The organism is Sanguibacter sp. TS_SC_8 (assembly GCF_055361235.1).
The window spans coordinates 1,659,344-1,676,138 of record NZ_CM143955.1 but is presented as its reverse complement, the minus strand read 5'-3'; the positions used below and the strand labels follow the sequence as shown (position 1 = coordinate 1,676,138).

At 72.8% G+C, this 16,795-nt stretch carries 14 protein-coding genes; 7 read left to right on the top strand and 7 right to left on the bottom strand.

What is annotated here, in order from left to right:
• The first annotated feature begins 95 nt into the window (after positions 1 to 95).
• The gene (lexA, locus tag ACWA15_RS07575; RefSeq protein WP_464059443.1) at positions 96 to 839 is read left to right on the top strand and encodes a transcriptional repressor LexA; all 744 of its coding nucleotides are present in this window, start codon (positions 96 to 98) and stop codon (positions 837 to 839) included.
• Between the two features lie 76 nt (positions 840 to 915).
• On the opposite strand, the gene ACWA15_RS07570 is transcribed toward lexA, so the two are convergent.
• From ACWA15_RS07570 to hflX, 3 genes are all read right to left on the bottom strand, one after another.
• The gene (locus tag ACWA15_RS07570) at positions 916 to 1,917 is read right to left on the bottom strand and encodes an L-lactate dehydrogenase (protein ID WP_464058945.1); all 1,002 of its coding nucleotides are present in this window, start codon (positions 1,915 to 1,917) and stop codon (positions 916 to 918) included.
• 40 nt (positions 1,918 to 1,957) lie between these two features.
• A complete protein-coding gene (locus ACWA15_RS07565; protein ID WP_464058944.1) occupies positions 1,958 to 4,204 on the bottom strand; it encodes an ATP-dependent DNA helicase in 2,247 nt (748 codons plus the stop codon).
• A gap of 69 nt (positions 4,205 to 4,273) precedes the next feature.
• Positions 4,274 to 5,821 (bottom strand): GTPase HflX, encoded by a 1,548-nt coding sequence (gene hflX / locus ACWA15_RS07560; protein WP_464058943.1) that lies wholly within the window; start codon positions 5,819 to 5,821, stop codon positions 4,274 to 4,276.
• A 132-nt stretch (positions 5,822 to 5,953) separates the two neighbouring features.
• On the opposite strand from hflX, the gene ACWA15_RS07555 reads away from it, so the two are divergent.
• A complete protein-coding gene (locus ACWA15_RS07555; protein WP_464058942.1) occupies positions 5,954 to 6,601 on the top strand; it encodes a class I SAM-dependent methyltransferase in 648 nt (215 codons plus the stop codon).
• Here the strand turns inward: ACWA15_RS07555 and dapF are convergent.
• Both dapF and miaA read right to left on the bottom strand, forming a co-directional pair.
• Positions 6,588 to 7,562 (bottom strand): diaminopimelate epimerase, encoded by a 975-nt coding sequence (gene dapF / locus ACWA15_RS07550; protein WP_464058941.1) that lies wholly within the window; start codon positions 7,560 to 7,562, stop codon positions 6,588 to 6,590. The genes ACWA15_RS07555 and dapF overlap by 14 nt on opposite strands.
• On the bottom strand, positions 7,559 to 8,527 hold the full coding sequence (gene miaA, locus ACWA15_RS07545) for a tRNA (adenosine(37)-N6)-dimethylallyltransferase MiaA (protein WP_464058940.1): 969 nt from the start codon (positions 8,525 to 8,527) through the stop codon (positions 7,559 to 7,561). Before miaA ends, dapF begins: the two co-directional genes overlap by 4 nt.
• A gap of 105 nt (positions 8,528 to 8,632) precedes the next feature.
• Here miaA and ACWA15_RS07540 point away from each other — a divergent pair, with 105 nt between their 5' ends.
• The 3 genes from ACWA15_RS07540 to ACWA15_RS07530 are packed head-to-tail and all read left to right on the top strand — an operon-like array spanning position 8,633 to position 12,976.
• Positions 8,633 to 9,151 (top strand): type III secretion system chaperone family protein, encoded by a 519-nt coding sequence (locus ACWA15_RS07540; protein ID WP_464058939.1) that lies wholly within the window; start codon positions 8,633 to 8,635, stop codon positions 9,149 to 9,151.
• 25 nt (positions 9,152 to 9,176) lie between these two features.
• Positions 9,177 to 11,066: an HSP90 family protein gene (locus ACWA15_RS07535; RefSeq protein ID WP_464058938.1), complete on the top strand. Its 1,890-nt coding sequence runs from the start codon at positions 9,177 to 9,179 to the stop codon at positions 11,064 to 11,066.
• On the top strand, positions 11,063 to 12,976 hold the full coding sequence (locus tag ACWA15_RS07530; RefSeq protein WP_464058936.1) for a hypothetical protein: 1,914 nt from the start codon (positions 11,063 to 11,065) through the stop codon (positions 12,974 to 12,976). Before ACWA15_RS07535 ends, ACWA15_RS07530 begins: the two co-directional genes overlap by 4 nt.
• Positions 12,977 to 13,014: 38 nt before the next feature.
• Here ACWA15_RS07530 and ACWA15_RS07525 read toward each other — a convergent pair whose 3' ends face one another.
• Positions 13,015 to 13,623, bottom strand: a complete 609-nt coding sequence (locus ACWA15_RS07525; protein WP_464058935.1) for a hypothetical protein — start codon at positions 13,621 to 13,623, stop codon at positions 13,015 to 13,017.
• 108 nt (positions 13,624 to 13,731) lie between these two features.
• On the opposite strand from ACWA15_RS07525, the gene ACWA15_RS07520 reads away from it, so the two are divergent.
• Together ACWA15_RS07520 and ACWA15_RS07515 are read left to right on the top strand one after the other, a co-directional pair.
• The gene (locus tag ACWA15_RS07520) at positions 13,732 to 14,352 is read left to right on the top strand and encodes a type III secretion system chaperone family protein (protein ID WP_464058934.1); all 621 of its coding nucleotides are present in this window, start codon (positions 13,732 to 13,734) and stop codon (positions 14,350 to 14,352) included.
• The gene (locus tag ACWA15_RS07515) at positions 14,349 to 14,906 is read left to right on the top strand and encodes a type III secretion system chaperone family protein (RefSeq protein WP_464058933.1); all 558 of its coding nucleotides are present in this window, start codon (positions 14,349 to 14,351) and stop codon (positions 14,904 to 14,906) included. Before ACWA15_RS07520 ends, ACWA15_RS07515 begins: the two co-directional genes overlap by 4 nt.
• Positions 14,907 to 14,960: 54 nt before the next feature.
• Here ACWA15_RS07515 and miaB read toward each other — a convergent pair whose 3' ends face one another.
• Positions 14,961 to 16,709 (bottom strand): tRNA (N6-isopentenyl adenosine(37)-C2)-methylthiotransferase MiaB, encoded by a 1,749-nt coding sequence (gene miaB, locus ACWA15_RS07510; RefSeq protein ID WP_464058931.1) that lies wholly within the window; start codon positions 16,707 to 16,709, stop codon positions 14,961 to 14,963.
• Between the last annotated feature and the right edge of the window lie 86 nt (positions 16,710 to 16,795).

Genomic DNA, 16,795 nt, shown 5'->3' with positions numbered 1-16,795 from the left:
CGAGCCACTGACATCGCCCGATCGCAAGCAGATGCCCATCACAACCGGAGGTCACCGTGGCACCCAACGACACCAACCCGGCAGGTCCTGCGAGCGTGACGGCGCTCCCCCACGACACCGCCTCACCGTGGCGCAAGGACGGGATCGGCCCGGACGGGCTCACCTCCCGGCAGCGGCGCATCCTGGACACCATCCGGGACTCCGTGCAGAACCGCGGCTACGCGCCGAGCATGCGCGAGATCGGTGAGTCGGTCGGCCTGAACAGCCCGTCGAGCGTCAAGCACCAGCTGACCGTCCTCGAGGCCAAGGGCTACCTGCGGCGCGACCCGAACCGTCCGCGGGCGATGGAGCTCGTGCACAGTCCGTACACCGAAGGGGCCGGCCGACCTCTGGGTGAGATGGCCTCCGGCTCGGGATACGCAGGCTCTGCGCTCGACTCTCCCTCAGACGGACCGGACCGCCCCACACCCTCGTACGTGCCCCTGGTGGGGCGGATCGCCGCCGGTGGGCCGATCCTGGCCGAGCAGCTCGTCGAGGACGTCTTCCCGCTCCCGCGCCAGCTCGTCGGGGACGGCGAGCTCTTCATGCTCAAGGTCGTCGGTGAGTCGATGATCGACGCCGCCATCTGCGACGGCGACTGGGTCGTCGTGCGGCGCCAGCCCGTCGCCGAGAACGGCGAGATCGTCGCGGCGATGATCGACGGCGAGGCGACCGTGAAGACGTTCAAGCGGATCGACGGCCATGTCTGGCTGCTGCCCCACAACCCGGCGTTCTCCCCGATCCTCGGCGACGAGGCGACGATCCTGGGCCGGATCGTGACCGTCCTGCGCAGCCTCTGACCCGGCCTGAGCGCTCGGTCGACGCACGAAGGGCTCCTCACCACCGGTGAGGAGCCCTTCGTCATGAGCGGCCGAGTCAGAAGCCGAACTTGCGCGCCACCTCTTTGAGAGAGGTGGCGGAGTGCTGCAGGCCGCGGATCTCCATCGGGGAGAGCGGGACCGCGAGCCGGTCCGTGCACCCGCGGCGGCCCACGATCGAGGGCACGGACAGGCAGATGTCGCTGATCCCGTAGTAGTCGTCGAGCAGGGTGGAGACCGGGAGCACCCGGTGCTCGTCGTTGAGCACGGCCTCGATGATGCGGGTGCCGGCGAGGGCGACGGCGTAGTTCGTGGCCCCCTTCCCCTCGATGATCCGGTAGGCGGAGTTGATCACCTCGTGCGCGATGTCCTCCCGTCCCTGCACGGTGAGCGGTCCACGTCCGTCGACCCCGTCCCAGTCCAGCAGCGGCACGCCACCGATGGTCGCGGAGCTCCACAGCGGGATCTCGCTGTCGCCGTGCTCACCGGCCATGTACGCGTGCACGTTCTGCACCGCGACGCCGCAGTGCTGGGCGATGAGGTAGCGCAGGCGGGAGGAGTCCAGGACGGTCCCCGAGCCGAAGAGCTTGGTGGGCGGCAGGCCGGAGACCTTCAGCGCCGCGTAGGTGACGATGTCGACCGGGTTGGTGACCATGACGTACGTCGCGTCGGGCGCCACCGCCTGCAGCTCGGGCAGGATCTTCGAGACGAGCCCGATGGTCGCCTCGGCCAGGTCGATCCGGGACTGCCCGGGCTTCTGCTTGGCCCCCGCGGTGATCATGATGACGTCCGCGTCGGCGCACACCGCGACGTCGTCGGAGCCGATGACCTCGGCCATCGGCATGAACTGGATCCCGTGGGCGAGGTCGAGCGCCTCCGCCTCGACCTTGGCCTTGTTGATGTCGTACAGCGCGACGGTCCGCGCAGAGCCGCGCATCAGCGCGGCGTAGGCCATGGTCGAGCCCACCGCGCCGGCGCCGACCACTGCCACCTTCGTCGTCTTGCGGGCCGCGGGGGGGCCCGCCGGGGTGGGTGTACCGGAACGCTCGGCGTCGCTCATGCTTCCTCCACAGGAGATCGGGTTGCAGGTGGTGCTGGTCTCAGCCTAGAGCCGCGAGCCGCTCGAGCGCAGAAGTCGCCACCTGGCGATCGGTCGTCTGCCAGAACTGCGGCAAGGAGTTGACCAGGAACGAAGCGTAGCGAGCCGTCGCGAGCCGCGGGTCGAGCACCGCGACCACCCCGCGGTCCGTCGTCGTGCGGACCAGGCGGCCCGCGCCCTGGGCCAGCAGCAGGGCCGCGTGCGTGGCGGAGACCTGCATGAACCCGTTCCCGCCGTGGCTCTCGATATAGCGCGCCCGGGCGGCCTTGACCGGGTCGTCGGGGCGGGGGAACGGGATCCGGTCGATCATGACGAGCTGGCACGCCGAACCGGGCACGTCGACCCCCTGCCACAGGGACAGCGTCCCGAACAGGCACGTCGCGTCGTCGGCGGCGAACTCGCGGACGAGGGTGGGGAGCTGGTCGTCGCCCTGGCACAGGACCGGGAAGTCCACCTGATCGCGCACCAGCTCCGCGGCACGCTCGGCGGCGCGTCGGGAGGAGAACAGCCCCAGCGTCCTTCCGCCCGCCGCCGTCATCAGCGCGACCATCTCGGCGATCTGGTCGTCCGTGGTCGCCTGCTGCCCGGGTGTGGGCAGCCGTCTGGCGATGTAGAGGATGCCCTGGCGCCGGTAGTCGAAAGGGCTCCCGACGTCGAGGCCGCGCCACGGCAGATCGACTGTGGCGGGCTGGCTCACCTGGGTCGCCGGCTTTCCTTGGGCCCCAGGCTTCGCTGGGGTCGCTGACTTCGCCTGGCCCACCGGCTTCCCCTGGGTCACCTCCGCCGGGTCGTCGGTCTCACCCGCCGCGCGCTCGAGCCCGACGGCGCGAGCGATGGGCACGAAGGAGTCGCCGAGCGCGAGGGTCGCCGACGTGAGGATGCCGACCTTGTCCTGCCACAGGTTCGTCCGGATCAGACCGGCTACCCCGAGCGGGGCGGCGTGGAGCTTGGACATCCCGGCCCCGAAGCCGCCGTCGCTCCCGCGCGAGCACCAGAGCACGTCGAAGCCGGAGTGGTCGGCGGCCATCCGCTCGGCGGTCTCGAAGACGAGGAGCATGCTCGACGACGCCATCTTCAGGCCGCTGGTCGCCGATCCTGCGTCGGCCGGCCCCTTGCCCTGCTCGGGCTTCAGAGCGCTGAGGACCGCACGGGCGGCGTCGCGCACCCCCGCGACCGAGAGACGGGCTCCCTCGGGGAGCCCGTCCGGGAAGCGTTCCGCCGGCAGGCCGGCCAGCACCGAGCCGAAGTCCGCGGCGGCGGCGTCGAGGTCGGGGGTGGGGATCCCCCCGTGCCGGCGTGCCTGGCGGGAGGCGTGCTCGATCGAGGCGACCGAGAGCTCCGCGGTCGCCGCGGCGGTCACCCGGTCGGGCAGCTCGTGAGCCTCGTCGGCGATGACCACGGAGTGCTCGGGCAGCACGCCCGGGGACCCGGTCGCGGCGATGCCGAGCATCGCGTGGTTGGTGACGACGACGTCGGCCTCGCGGGCGATCCCCCGGGCGCGCTCGGGGAAGCAGTCGTCGATGAGCGGGCACTTCTGGCCCAGGCACTCCAGCGACGTGACCGAGACCTGCTGCCAGGCGCGGTCGCTCACGCCGGGGACCATGTCGTCGCGGTCGCCGGTCTCGGTGTCACCGGCCCACTCCCGCAGCCGCAGGATCTGCTTCCCCAGTCCGGCGGACCCGTCGGCGTCCACCGCGCCGGTGCCCGCGCCAGCAGCGGCTCCCGTCCCGGTGAGCGGCTCGGTGGGCCCCTCGGTGCGGGGCATGTCGAAGAGGGTGCCCGCGTCGTCGGCGGGGTAGCCGCCGGCGATCTTGTGCAGGCAGGCGTAGTTGTGCCAGCCCTTGAGCAGGGCGAGCTGGGGGCGGCGCGGCAGGTGCGCGGCGAGGGTCTGCGCCACGAGCGGCAGGTCCCGGGTCATGATCTGGCGCTGCAGGGCCAGGGTCGCGGTCGAGACGATGACGCGTTCGTCCGTGGTGACCGCGTGGTGGACGGCGGGGACGAGGTAGCCGAGCGACTTCCCGGTCCCGGTGCCGGCCTGGACCAGCAGGTGCTCCTTGGTCCGCATCGCCGTGGCCACCGCCTCGGTCATGTCGTGCTGACCGTCGCGCCGCGCGCCGCCGAGCGCACCGACCGCGAGATCGAGCAGGCGGTGGACGTCGGCCTCGCCCGGTGCGTCAGCCACGCGCGGTGTGTCGACCCCGCCCGGTGTGTCGTCATCGGCACGGTCGGGGGTCCTGGCGTCGCTCACCCGTGGAGTCTACGCATCACGCGGGCGCGGTCGGGCCGCCTCGGCCACGCACCGCCCGCCACCCCGCGGTCAGGACCTGACCGCAGCCGCGGCCAGCTCGGCCGCCAACGCGTCGTCGACACGTCCGCGCACCAACGTCCCCTCACCGACGTGCTCGAGGTGATCGATCTCACCCTCGAGGTGAACCCGGTTGACGAGGTCACCCCGGCTGTAGGGCACCACGAGGTCGATCGAGACGCCGGGGTGCGGCAGCGACGCGGCGATGAACTCGAGCAGCTCGGGGATGCCCTCCCCGGTGTGGGCGGAGACGACGATCGTGTTGCGTTCCCGGCTGCGCAGCCGGGCGATGGTCTCCGGTGCGGCGAGGTCGGCCTTGTTGAGCACGATCACCTCGGGCACGTCCGCGGCCCCGGGGATGTCCGCCAGGACGTGGCGGACCGCCTCGATCTGCCCCTCGGGGTCGGGGTGGGAGGCGTCGACGATGTGCAGCAGCAGGTCGGAGTCGGCCACCTCCTCCAGGGTCGAGCGGAAGGCCTCGACGAGCTGGTGCGGGAGCGCGCGGACGAAGCCCACCGTGTCGGCGAGGGTGTAGATCCGCCCGTCGGCGGTCTTGGTCCGGCGGACCGTGGGGTCCAGGGTGGCGAACAGGGCGTTCTCCACGAGCACCCCGGCGCCGGTGAGCGCGTTGAGCAGGCTGGACTTCCCGGCGTTGGTGTACCCGGCGATCGCGACCGAGGGGATCGCGTTGCGCTTGCGGGAGGCGCGCTTGGTCTCCCGCGAGGGGGCCATCGCGTCGATCTCGCGGCGGAGCTTGGCCATCCGGTTGCGGATCCGGCGGCGGTCCAGCTCGATCTTCGTCTCACCCGGTCCGCGCGAGCCCATCCCGGCCCCCGCGCCACCCACCTGGCCACCGGCCTGACGGGACATGGACTCGCCCCACCCGCGCAGGCGCGGGAGGAGGTACTCGAGCTGGGCGAGCTCGACCTGAGCCTTGCCCTCCCGGGACTTGGCGTGCTGGGCGAAGATGTCGAGGATCAGCGCGGTCCGGTCCACGACCTTGACCTTGATGATGTCCTCGAGCGCACGGCGCTGGGAGGGTGCCAGGTCCCCGTCGATGACGACCGTGTCCGCCCCGGTCGCGGCGACGACGGCGGCAAGCTCGGCCGCCTTGCCCGAGCCCAGGTACGTCCCCGGGTCAGGGGTCTGGCGGCGCTGGAGCACGCCGTCGAGCACCTGGGAGCCGGCGGTCTCGGCGAGCGCGGCGAGCTCGCGCAGAGAGATCTCCGCGTCCATCGCGTCCCGGGACCACAGGCCCACCAGGACGACCTTCTCCAGGCGGAGCTGGCGGTACTCGACCTCGGTGACGTCCTCGAGCTCGGTCGACAGGTTCGCGACCCGGCGCAGCGCGGTGCGCTCGGCGAGCTCGAGCTGGTCCCCGTCGTGGGAGGAGTGCTGGGTGCCGCCCGCGGCGCGGGCGGTCCCCGCGCGGGCGAGCACCCGGGCGACGACGTCGCTCGCGACGTCTCGCGCCGACGCCGCCGCAACCGACCCGCTGGTCTCGTCCGGCCGGGACGGGTCCTGGGACGAGGTGGGTTGCGGTTCGTGGCTGTTCGTCATGCATGTCCTTCGGTCGACCGAGCGGGGTGTTCTCCTAAGGTTCCCACGTCACCTCGCCCCGGCCGTAGTGTTTTTGCGGACAGAGGAACTCCCGCCGCCCCGCGGTCGCCGGCTCGCCTACGATTACCGCTTGTGAGCGACGAAACCCCGGACCACTACTTCACCGCCCAGCCGGCCAGCCCGGACGAACGGCGCACCCTCTCCGTCGTGCTGGACTCCCAGCCCTACGAGGTCGAGACAGCCGGCGGGATCTTCTCCCCCGGGCGCATCGACCTGGGCACCTCGGTGCTGCTGCGCACCGTCTCGGGCCCGCCCACCGGCGACCTGCTCGACCTCGGCTGCGGCTGGGGACCGATCACCCTCACCATGGCGCTGCAGAACCGCCAGGCGACGGTGTGGGGCGTGGACGTCAACGACCGCGCGCTCGACCTGCTCGCGCGCAACGCCGAGAAGCTGGGCCTGAGCAACGTGCGCGCGGTGCGGCCCGAGGACGTGCCCGGCGACGTCCAGCTGGCCGCGATCTGGTCGAACCCGCCGATCCGGGTGGGCAAGGAGGAGCTGCACTCGATGCTCGACACGTGGCTGCCCCGGCTGCTCCCGGGGGCGAGCGCGTACCTCGTGGTGCAGCGCAACCTCGGTGCCGACTCCCTCCAGAGCTGGATGGCGAACCGCTACGGCGTCGAGGGTGGGTTCGGCTCCGCGGCGGCGCCGTTCACCGCCACCGTCACCAAGCTCGCCAGCGCCAAGGGGTTCCGGGTGATCGAGGTCACCCGACGCTGAGCGCCGGTCGCAGCCGCCCGTCGGCGACGAGCTCGGCCGGGCCGGCAAGCTCGACGTGGCCGTCCGGGAGCATCGTCACCCGGAGCGTCCCGCCCGGGACCTCGACCAGCCAGACGTCGGGGGCGCCGTCGCCCGCCCAGGCACGCACGGCCAGGGCCGCGGCGCAGGCACCGGTCCCGCAGGACCGGGTCTCCCCCACCCCGCGCTCGTGCACCCGCATCCGCACCCGGCCCACGACGGAGCCGTCGATCGTCGTCTCCTCGCCGAGGGGCACGACCAGCTCGACGTTGGTCCCCTGCGGCGGGGTGGGCACCACCTGGGGCGCGGAGGTCAGGTCGGCACGGTCCAGGTCGGCCACGGTCGCCAGGGCGAGGACGGTGTGCGGGTTGCCCAGGTCCACGCTGAGCGCCGGTCGGGGGACCTCGGCGCCGGCGGGCTCGAGGCCGCGCACCCCCACCTCGGCGTCGAACCCGTCCGCGACCGCGCCGGTGCCTCCGGGGAAGGACCACAGGCCCATGTCGACCGCGAACCACCCGGTGGCCTCCTTGCGGACCCGGCGCACCCCGGCGCGGGTGCCCAGGGCCAGCTCGTGGCCGTCGCCGAAGTGGGCGAGGCCGAGGTCCTCGAGGTAGGCGGCGAAGACCCGCACCCCGTTGCCGCACATCTGGGCGGTCGAACCGTCGGCGTTGCGGTAGTCCATGAACCACACGGCGGTCGGGTCCTGGGCGAGGATCGCCGCGCCCTCGGGCAGCGCGGCGGTGGGCACCACGCGGATCACGCCGTCGGCCCCGACGCCGGCGCGCCGGTCGGTGAGCTCACGCACCATCTCGGGGGTCAGGTCGAGCGCCGCGTGACGGTCGTCGAGGAGGACGAAGTCGTTCTCGGTCCCGTGACCCTTCGTGTAGGAGAGGTGGGCGGCCGACGCGCTGGCGACGGGGTGCAGGCGGTTCTCGCTCGTCATGAGCCAAGACTACGACGCACCGGGTCGGTCCCCGGAGCGGGCGCCGGACCGGCGTCGGCGGCGCGCGTGACCGCGAGCGCGTCGTCGAGCAGGGTCGGGGACCCTGCCGCCAGCCACGTGACGCGGGGGTCCCGGCCGAACCAGCCCATCTGCTTGCGGGCCAGCCGGCGGGTGTTGGCGGTCACGTCGGCCTGAGCCTGCTCCTGCGTGATCTCCCCGGCCAGGTAGGCGAGCACCTCTGCGTAGCCGACGGCACGTGACGCGGTGCGGCCCAGGCCGCGGGCGCTCAGGGTGCGCACCTCCTCGACGAGACCCTCCTCCCACATGCGCTCGACCCGCTCCTCGACCCGGCGGTCCAGCACGTCGCGGTCGCAGTCCAGGCCGATCTGCACGGCCGGGCGGACGTACTCCTGACGGGGCAGGTTGGCGGTGAACGGGGCACCGGTGATCTCGATGACCTCGAGCGCCCGCACGATCCTCCGGGTGTTCTTCGGGCCGATCGAGAGGGCGGCGGCGGGGTCGGAGCGCTCGAGCTCGGCGAAGAGGGTCCGGGTGCCCTCCCGCTCGGCCCGCTCCTCGAGGGCGGCGCGCACCGCCGGGTCGGTCCCGGGGAAGGTCATGTCGTCGAGCAGGGCCCGCAGGTAGAGCCCGGAGCCGCCGACGACGATCCCTCGGGCTCCGCGGGCGGCGATCGCCTCGAGGTCCGCGCGCGCGGACGCCTGGTAGCGGGCGACCGAGGCGTCCTCGCTGACGTCGAGCACGTCGAGCTGGTGGTGGACGATCCCCCGGCGCTGCGCGACCGGGACCTTGGCCGAGCCGATGTCCATGCCGGTGTAGAGCTGGTAGGCGTCGGCGTTGACGATCTCTGCCGGCGGCCCTCCGGCAGGGCTCAGCGCCTGGGCCAGGTCCAGGGCGAGGTCAGACTTTCCGGTGGCCGTGGGGCCTACGACAGCGACGATCAGCACACCGAGACGGTACCGTCTTTGTCTGCAGTCGTTGGTGCATGTCAGCCCGTGCCCATAGGCTGCTCCTCGCATCCGTGGTCGTGTGGGACACCCAGACGTGCCGCGATGCCAGGTACGACGACCGAACGCACCCGAGCTCAGGAGATCATCACGATGGGGTTCTTCAACAAGCCCGACACCGATCCGTCGCTGACCGGCGGCTCAGAGAACGCTCCCCTCACGCGAAGCCGGATCGAAGAGTTCCTCACGTCCCAGGACTGGTCCTTCGGGGTGGACCCGGACGGCGACGTGGGCGGGCAGTGGGACGACAACGTCTTCTACTTCTTCCAGATGGGTGAGTCGCAGGAGGTCCTGCAGGTCCGTGGGCGCTGGAAGCACTCCTTCCCCGCGAGCCGCGAGGCCGAGTTCGCGCTGCTGCTCAACGAGTTCAACCGGGACCTCATCTGGCCCAAGCTCTACGCCCGGGTCGAGGACGAGGAGATCGGCATCTACTCCGAGGTCTCCACCGACCTCCAGCACGGGGTGAGCGACGACCAGCTCGCCCAGCTCATCTCCTGCGGGCTCTTCACCGGGCTGCGGGCCTTCGAGCGCATCGCCGAGCGTCTGGGCATCCCCGAGGAGTGACCCGTCCAGCCCTGAACGGAGCCGCATGAGCCAGACCTTCCAGGTCGACCTCGGGGGGATCGTCGATCTCCTCGCCCGCCACCTCTACTCGAGCCCGCGGGTGTACCTGCGCGAGCTGCTGCAGAACGGCGTGGACGCGATCACGGCGTGGGAGGAGCTGGTCGGGGATCCGGACCAGCCCAGCCAGACGGGGCAGGCTGCGCCGCTGCGGCGGATCGTCCTGCGCCCGCTCCCGGGCGGCGGGCTCGAGGTGACCGACACCGGCGTCGGGCTCACCCTGGCCGAGGCGCAGGAGCTGCTCGCCACGATCGGGCGCAGCTCCAAGCGCGACCTCGAGCTGGGCACCGGGCGCGAGCAGTTCCTCGGCCAGTTCGGCATCGGGCTGCTCTCGGCGTTCATGGTCACCGACGAGATCGAGCTGGTCTCACGCTCCGCGCGCGACCCCCAGGCACCGGCGATCAGCTGGCGCGGTCACGCGGACGGCCGCTACGAGCTCACCGAGCTGCCCGACGGCGACCCCCGCTGCCCCGAGGCGACCGGCAGCACCGTGCGGCTGAGCCCGCGCCGCGACCTCGAGCACTGGCTCGAGCCCGCCACCGTGGAGTCGCTGGCACGCGACTACGGCTCGCTGCTGCCCGTGGAGCTCCTGCTCGAGGAGCGCCTCGCCTCCGGGGAGGTCGGCGTCCGTGACCTCGCCGAACCGGACCTGCCCTGGGAGCGCACCTTCGCGACCCCCCGGGCCCGCGAGCTGGCCCTGCGGGCGCACTGCGAGGGGACCCTCGGCTTCACCCCGCTGGCGGCCATCGACCTGGACATCCCGGTCGCCGGGCTCAGCGGGGTCGCCTACGTGCTGCCCTCGGCCGTCTCCCCCACCACCTCCAGCGCCCACCGGGTGTATCTCAAGCGGATGCTGCTGGGCACCCGGGTGGACGACCTGCTGCCGCCGTGGGCCTTCTTCGTCCGGTGCGTGCTCAACACCTCGACCGTGCGGCCCACCGCCTCCCGGGAGGGCCTCTACGAGGACGACGTCCTGCTGGCCACGCGGGACGCGCTCGGCGCCCGGATCCGGCAGTGGACCCTGGACACTCTCGCCCTGCGCGACGCCGGGTCCGCCCAGTTCCTCTCGGTGCACCACCTCGCCGTCCGGGCCCTGGCCCTGGTCGACGACGACATGCTCGACCTCGCGATCGACGTGCTGCCCTACGAGTGCACGACCGGCGAGGCCACCCTCGCCCAGATCCACGCCGAGCACGGGCAGATCCACTTCACCCCGACCGTGGAGGGCTTCCGGCGGATCGCCCCGGTGGCCCACGCCCAGGACCTCTCGGTGGTCAACGCCGGCTACGTCTACGACGCCGACCTGCTCGAGCGGGTCCGCCGGCGCCGCCCGCACTGGACGGTCTCCCCGATCACCTCCGCCGACGTCTCCCAGGTGCTGTCCCCACTCGAGCCGATGCGTCAGCTCGAGACGACCGACGCGCTCGAGGCCGTCCGCGCGGCTGTGCTGCCCAGCGGCTGCGACGTCGACCTGCGGTCCTTCGAACCTCACGAGATCCCGTCCTTGCTGCTCGACGACCGCGACGCCGAGCACGCGCGGGACGTCAGCGAGACCCTCACGCAGGGCTCCGACCTGTGGGGGGACGTGCTGGGCCAGTTCGCCCGGCCGTCGCACCTGCGCCGGATGGTGCTCAACGACGAGAACCCGGCGGTGCGGGACGTGCTCGACGCCCCGGACCCGGGCGTGCGCGCCGCAGGCGCCCAGGCGCTCTACGTCACGGCCCTGCTGCTCTCGGGGCGTCCGCTCAGCGTGAGCGAGGCGACCTTGATGAACGGGGCCCTCTCGACCCTGCTCCGCAGCGCCACGGGCCGCGGCGACCACCCGACATCGGACCCAGCGCAAGGACCACGCCCATGACCCGGACGATCGACGAGGCCAACCGCGCCATCACGGGCGTGCGGGAGATGCCCTTCGGTCTCGCCCGCAACGAGGTCGCGGCCGAGCTCGCGCGCGAGATCGGTACGCAGGGCCCGGAGTCGGCGCACGCCTTCGCCCTGTTCACCCTCGTGGAGTCGTACGCCTTCAGCGAGGAGGTAGAGAAGGCCTACCTGCCGTTCACCCGGTCGGTGCGGCTGTGGGACGAGCGCCCCGAGCTCTTCGACACCCAGGACGTGCACTCGTTGTTCTGGTCGTTCAAGTGGATGGTCTCCCACCTCATGGGCTACCCGAGCATCCCGGCCGCGCAGATCCACGCGACCATCGAGGACATGGAGCGCCGCTACCGGCTCGCCGGGAACGGGCTGAGCGCCGTCAACCACCTGCGGTTCGAGTGGCACCACCTGCTCGGGGACGCCGAGCTGCCGGCCCGCTACGAGGCGTGGGTGACGACCGAGCGGGACGACTTCTCCCAGTGCCCCGCGTGCGAGCCGGGCGACCGGACGGCGTACCTCTTCGAGGAGGGCAGGTACGCGGAGGGCATCCGGTTGCTGGAGAACGCCCAGGAGGCGGGGGCGGAGTGCCGCACGGAGCCGGCGGACATGCTCTCCCAGCTCCAGCTCGCCTACCTCGAGGTGGGCGACGCCGACGGTGCGGCCCGCGCGCACCGGCGCGGCCTGGCCACCCTGGACACCTCCGGGGAGATGTGCGGCGCGCACGGGCGTCACATCCAGTTCCTCGCCCGCACCGCCAACACCACCACGGCGTTGCGGTTCCTCGTCCGGTACAGCAAGCTCCTCACGCGCACCGAGTCCCCGCAGGGCCGCTGGTCCTTCCTCACCACCGCGGGGGTCGGGGTGGCCGCGCTGCGCGCCGACGACCCGACGACGCCGGTCGTCCTCGACGGCGTCCCCGCCACCACGATCGCCGAGCTCGACGACTGGATGCGCGCCCAGGCCCTCGCCCTCGCCGCCGACTTCGACCGGCGCGGTGGCACGACGGCGATGGCCGACCGCACGCGGCGCGCGTGGTCGGGCGACCACGTCCGCCTGCCGGTGGACCTCTCGGTGCTCGGCGAGGCACGGCTGGCGGGGCTGGGTACGCCCTCACCGGACGGTGACGACCGCGACGGTCAGGTGGGTGCCGGGCCGGTGGGAGCCGGTCGGGTCGGTGTCGGTCGGGTCGGTGTCGGGCCTGACGCGCTCGTCGACCAGGCCGAGCGCGCCGCCGGCTCGGACCCGGTGGCCGCCGCCCGGCTGTACGCCGAGGCCGGCGCGGCCTTCACGGCGGCCGGTGAGACCGAGGCCGGCGGGTTCGCGCTCGCCGAGGCGGCTGCCTTGAGCGACCGCCTCGGTGACCTCGACGGCGCAGCCGCCACGGCCGATGCCGCACTGTCGCTGCTGCTCTCCTCCGGGACTGCCATCGAGTACCTCGGGCCGGTCGCCCGGATGACCGCGCGGCTCCTCGCCTCCACGGACGCGTCCCCGCGTGCCGCGGACCTTCTCACCTGCGCCCTCGAGGCGACCGAGGGTGAGCAGGTGCGCGTCGTCGCCGTCGAGCGTGCCCACCTGTTCGACACCCGGGCCCGCGTCCAGGCCTCGAACGGGAACGGCCCGGCGGCGGTCGCCGACGCCGAGCGGGCCGCGGCCGCGTACGCGGCCCACGACCTCGTCGCCGACGCCTCCCACGCCGTCTGGCTCGCCGGGACCGTCGAGCTGGGCGCGGGGCGCCCGGCCGAAGCCGTGCCCTTCCTGGAGACCGCGGCACGGGGCTTCGCGCAGGTCCGGGCGCGTGCCAGCCAGGTCGAGGTCACCGGGCTCCTCATCCAGGCGCTCACGGATCTGGGGCGCACGGAGGACGCGGCTGCGCTCGTGAAGACCCTCGCGGGCTAGCGGGCCAGCGGGCCAGCGGGCCACCGGGTTCGAGCTGGTCAGGTCGGCGAGGACGCCAGGTCCGACGCCAGCCCTGCCGCCTCGACGGACGCGGTGACCTTGCGGAAGAGGTCGTGCGTCTGCTGCTCGGCCTCGGCGAGCACGACGGAGGCCCCCACGGGAAGGGCGCCGTCCGGTGTCGCGCACGCGACGAGCACGAGGTGAGTCACGCCCGCAGGCTCGCTGATGTCCGGCGCGTCTGCCGTCGGGGCCCACGCGATGCCGCTCGGTCCGATCTCGTGGACCGTGACCTCTCCGGCCCAGCCGGCCAGGCGCACCAGGCTCACCGCCGCCGACGCCGTCACGTGCAGCGGGGGCTCGTCGGGCGACACCGCGTCACCCGCCGGGCCCCCCGTGCCCGCCTGGACGGTCGGCACGGTCGCGGACCGCGGCGCGGCGTAGCCGCTCGCGCCGAGGTCGGGCTGCGCCGTCGTCGTCGTGCGGGACACCAGCGCGGGTGCGATCACCGTGACGGTGCTCCCGGCCACCAGGCACCGCGCGAGCGCCGGGCGCACGGCGGCCAGCAGCTGCTCCCGCGGACCGGCGAGGACGTCGGTGCGGCCGGTGACCCCCGGCAGCAGCGCCAGGCTCACCACATGTCGTTGCACGGTGACTCTCGCGGCGGCTAGCACCTCCCCACGGTAGCCGATGCTCGGGGTCGGGTCCGATGCAGGAGAGTACGGCGACCCTCCGGTGGCGACTGTAGGCTGGCGCGTATGGGGTTCTTCAGAGATCGCAGGCGCCGCAGGGATGACGAGACCGGTCCCCGCCGCGCCGCGACGGGAGCAGCCACCGGCCACCGGGCCGTCCCGGGGAGACCGCTCGCACCGACCGGGGACGACGTCGAGGCGATGCTCGTCGACTCCCTCGGTGCCCTCACCATCGCGGACTCCGACACCAGCCACGCCCCGGGCCCGCTCACCATGGCCCGGATCGTCGACTGGATCGGCGACTACGGGTACTCGTACTTCGTCGACTCCGACGGCGACATCGGCGGGCTGTGGCACTCCCGGCTGTTCTACTTCCTGCTCTTCGGCGGCGACCGGGAGATCCTGCAGGTCCGCGGACAGTGGAACCGCGAGATCACGATCGACCGGATCGAGGAGGTCCTGGAGTTCTGCAACGAGTGGAACACCGACCGCATCTGGCCCAAGGTGTACTTCCGGGTCCGCGACAACGGCATGATCCAGGTCTACGGCGAGGTGTCGGTCGACTTCGAGCACGGCGCCAACGACGAGCAGCTCGACCAGGTCCTCACCTGTGGGCTCAGCACCGGCGCGATGCTCTTCGACGCCCTCGACGCCCTGTACCCCGACCCCGCGCAGGTGGCACCGTGAGCGCCCGCCAGCGCGCGCCCTGGCTCGCCCGGATGCTCGCGAAAGGCACCGGATCGGCCCCCGACCCCGTCGTGCACACCCCCATCGAGCTGCCGACCCCGCTCACCCGGGACCGGGTCGGCGCCTACCTCACCCGCCGCGGCTACACCTTCCGCCTCGACGCCGACGACGACATCACCGGGACCTGGGACGGGAACCGATTCTGGTTCCTGCTGCTGGGCACCCAGCACGAGATCCTGCAGGTGCGCGGCCGGTGGCACCGCCCGCTCGCCGACTCCGCGCGCCTGGCGGTCCTGCAGATCATCAACGACTGGAACCGCGAGCGCATCTGGCCCAAGGCGTACCTGCGCAGCGAGCCCGCCGGGCTGGCGCTCTACACCGAGGTGTCGGTGGACTTCGGCCCGGGAGCGACGAAGCAGCAGCTCGAGCAGATGGTCGCCTGCGGCCTGGGAACCTCGATCCAGCTCTTCACGTCCGTCTCGGCACTGCTCCCGCCCGAGGACCCGGACGACCTCGAGGGCATGGACGACAACGGGGCGTTCGGCGACGGCTGACCCCGGTCGTGTCCAGGCGTCGCGCCCGGCGTCGCGCGTCCAGGCGTGGCGCGCCTAGGCGCGCCGGACGGTCGGCAGCCCGAGGACGACCGGAGCCCCGGGTGCGGACGAAGGCTGCGTCCCGTGGGTGTGCTCCTGGTCCAGCCCCCCGCGAGCCTTCTCCCGCTCCACCCAGGCGTTCCCGGACCGGGTGCGGCGCACCGCGTACACCGCCCGGTCCGGATCGCTCGCCAGGGCGGAGTCGGCGACCAGGTGGTACGGCGCGGACCGGGTCACCTGCACGGTGACCACGTCGCCCGGCCGCGGCAGCATCTCGTCCAGCCGGTCGGCCAGGCGGGGGTCGCCGGGTGCCAGCTCGGCGTGGTCGGTATCGGGCTGGTCGGCGTCGGGGTGGCCGGCGGTGCTGCTCAGGGTCGAGGTCAGGTGGGGCGGCAGCGCGAGGTGCACGAGCCGGTTGTCCCGCGCGCGCCCGGTGAGACGGTGGGTCGCGCCGTCCTTGCGGCCGGCGCCGTCGGTGATGAGGACCTCGAGCGTGCGTCCCACCTGCTGTGCGCTCTCCTGGGCGGAGATCTCGTCCTGCAGGGCCATCAGGCGCACGTAGCGCTCCTGGACGACCTCCTTGGGGAGCTGGTCGGGCAAGCTGGCCGCCGGAGTGCCGGGACGCTGAGAGTACTGGAAGGTGAAGGCCGAGGCGAAGCGGGCCTCCGCCACGACCCGCAGCGTCTGGGCGAAGTCGTCCTCGGTCTCCCCCGGGAAGCCGACGATGAGGTCGGTCGTGATCGCGGCGTCGGGCATGGCGGCACGAACCCGGTCGAGGATGCCGAGGAACTTGTCCGAGCGGTAGGACCGGCGCATCGCCCGCAGGATCCGGTCCGAGCCGGCCTGGAGCGGCATGTGCAGCTGGGGCATGACGTTGGGCGTCTGCGCCATCGCGTCGATGACGTCGTCGGTGAAGGCCGCGGGGTGCGGGGACGTGAAGCGCACCCGCTCCAACCCGTCGATGTCCCCGCAGGCCCGCAGCAGCTTGGCGAAGGCGCCGCGGTCACCGAACTCGACGCCGTAGCTGTTGACGTTCTGACCCAGCAGCGTCACCTCGATCGCACCCTGCGCGACGAGGGCCTCGATCTCGGCGAGGATCTGCCCGGGCCGGCGGTCGCGCTCCTTGCCCCGCAGGTGCGGGACGATGCAGAAGGTGCAGGTGTTGTTGCAGCCGACGCTGATCGACACCCACCCGGCGTACACCGACTCGCGCCGGGTGGGCAGGGTGGAGGGGAAGACCTGGAGCGACTCCGCGATCTCGACCTGCGCGGCCTCGTTGTGCCGGGCGCGCTCGAGCAGCACCGGGAGGGCATCGAGGTTGTGCGTGCCGAAGACCACGTCGACCCACGGAGCCCGGTCCACGATCCCCGAGCGGTCCTTCTGCGCGAGGCACCCGCCGACGGCGATCTGCATGCCCTCCCGACGGTTCTTGAGCGCGGCGAGCTGGCCGAGGTTCCCGTAGAGCTTCGTCGAGGCGTTCTCCCGGACGGCGCAGGTGTTGATGACCACGACGTCGGCCTCGTAGCGTGCGGCGTCCGCGTCGGTCGCCTTGCGGTACCCGGCCTGCTCGAGCATCCCGGCCATCCGCTCGGAGTCGTGGACGTTCATCTGACAGCCGAGCGTGCGCACCAGATAGGTGCGGGGGGCGCCGGGGACAGCCGCGGTGTCTGCCGCGCTGTCCGTCACGGGCGGCCGGGTCAGGTCGGAGCCCGCCGAGGGGTCCAGCGCGGGCGGGGTGGCAGGGGTCACGAGGTATCCAGACATCGGGACAAGGATACGTCTCGCCGGCGACGGCACGAGGGCACGAGGAGCCGGTGGCCAGGGACCGGGTCCGCCGGGTCGTTATCGGA

Excerpts from the sequence above, each read along its gene's own strand:
- ACWA15_RS07530 (WP_464058936.1), top strand. The coding sequence starts at position 11,063 with ATGACCCGGACGATCGACGAGGCCAACCGCGCCATCACGGGCGTGCGG.
- ACWA15_RS07520 (WP_464058934.1), top strand. The coding sequence starts at position 13,732 with ATGGGGTTCTTCAGAGATCGCAGGCGCCGCAGGGATGACGAGACCGGT.
- miaB (WP_464058931.1), bottom strand. The coding sequence starts at position 16,709 with ATGTCTGGATACCTCGTGACCCCTGCCACCCCGCCCGCGCTGGACCCC.
- ACWA15_RS07540 (WP_464058939.1), top strand. The coding sequence starts at position 8,633 with ATGCCAGGTACGACGACCGAACGCACCCGAGCTCAGGAGATCATCACG.
- dapF (WP_464058941.1), bottom strand. The coding sequence starts at position 7,562 with ATGACGAGCGAGAACCGCCTGCACCCCGTCGCCAGCGCGTCGGCCGCC.
- ACWA15_RS07535 (WP_464058938.1), top strand. The coding sequence starts at position 9,177 with ATGAGCCAGACCTTCCAGGTCGACCTCGGGGGGATCGTCGATCTCCTC.
- hflX (WP_464058943.1), bottom strand. The coding sequence starts at position 5,821 with ATGACGAACAGCCACGAACCGCAACCCACCTCGTCCCAGGACCCGTCC.
- ACWA15_RS07570 (WP_464058945.1), bottom strand. The coding sequence starts at position 1,917 with ATGAGCGACGCCGAGCGTTCCGGTACACCCACCCCGGCGGGCCCCCCC.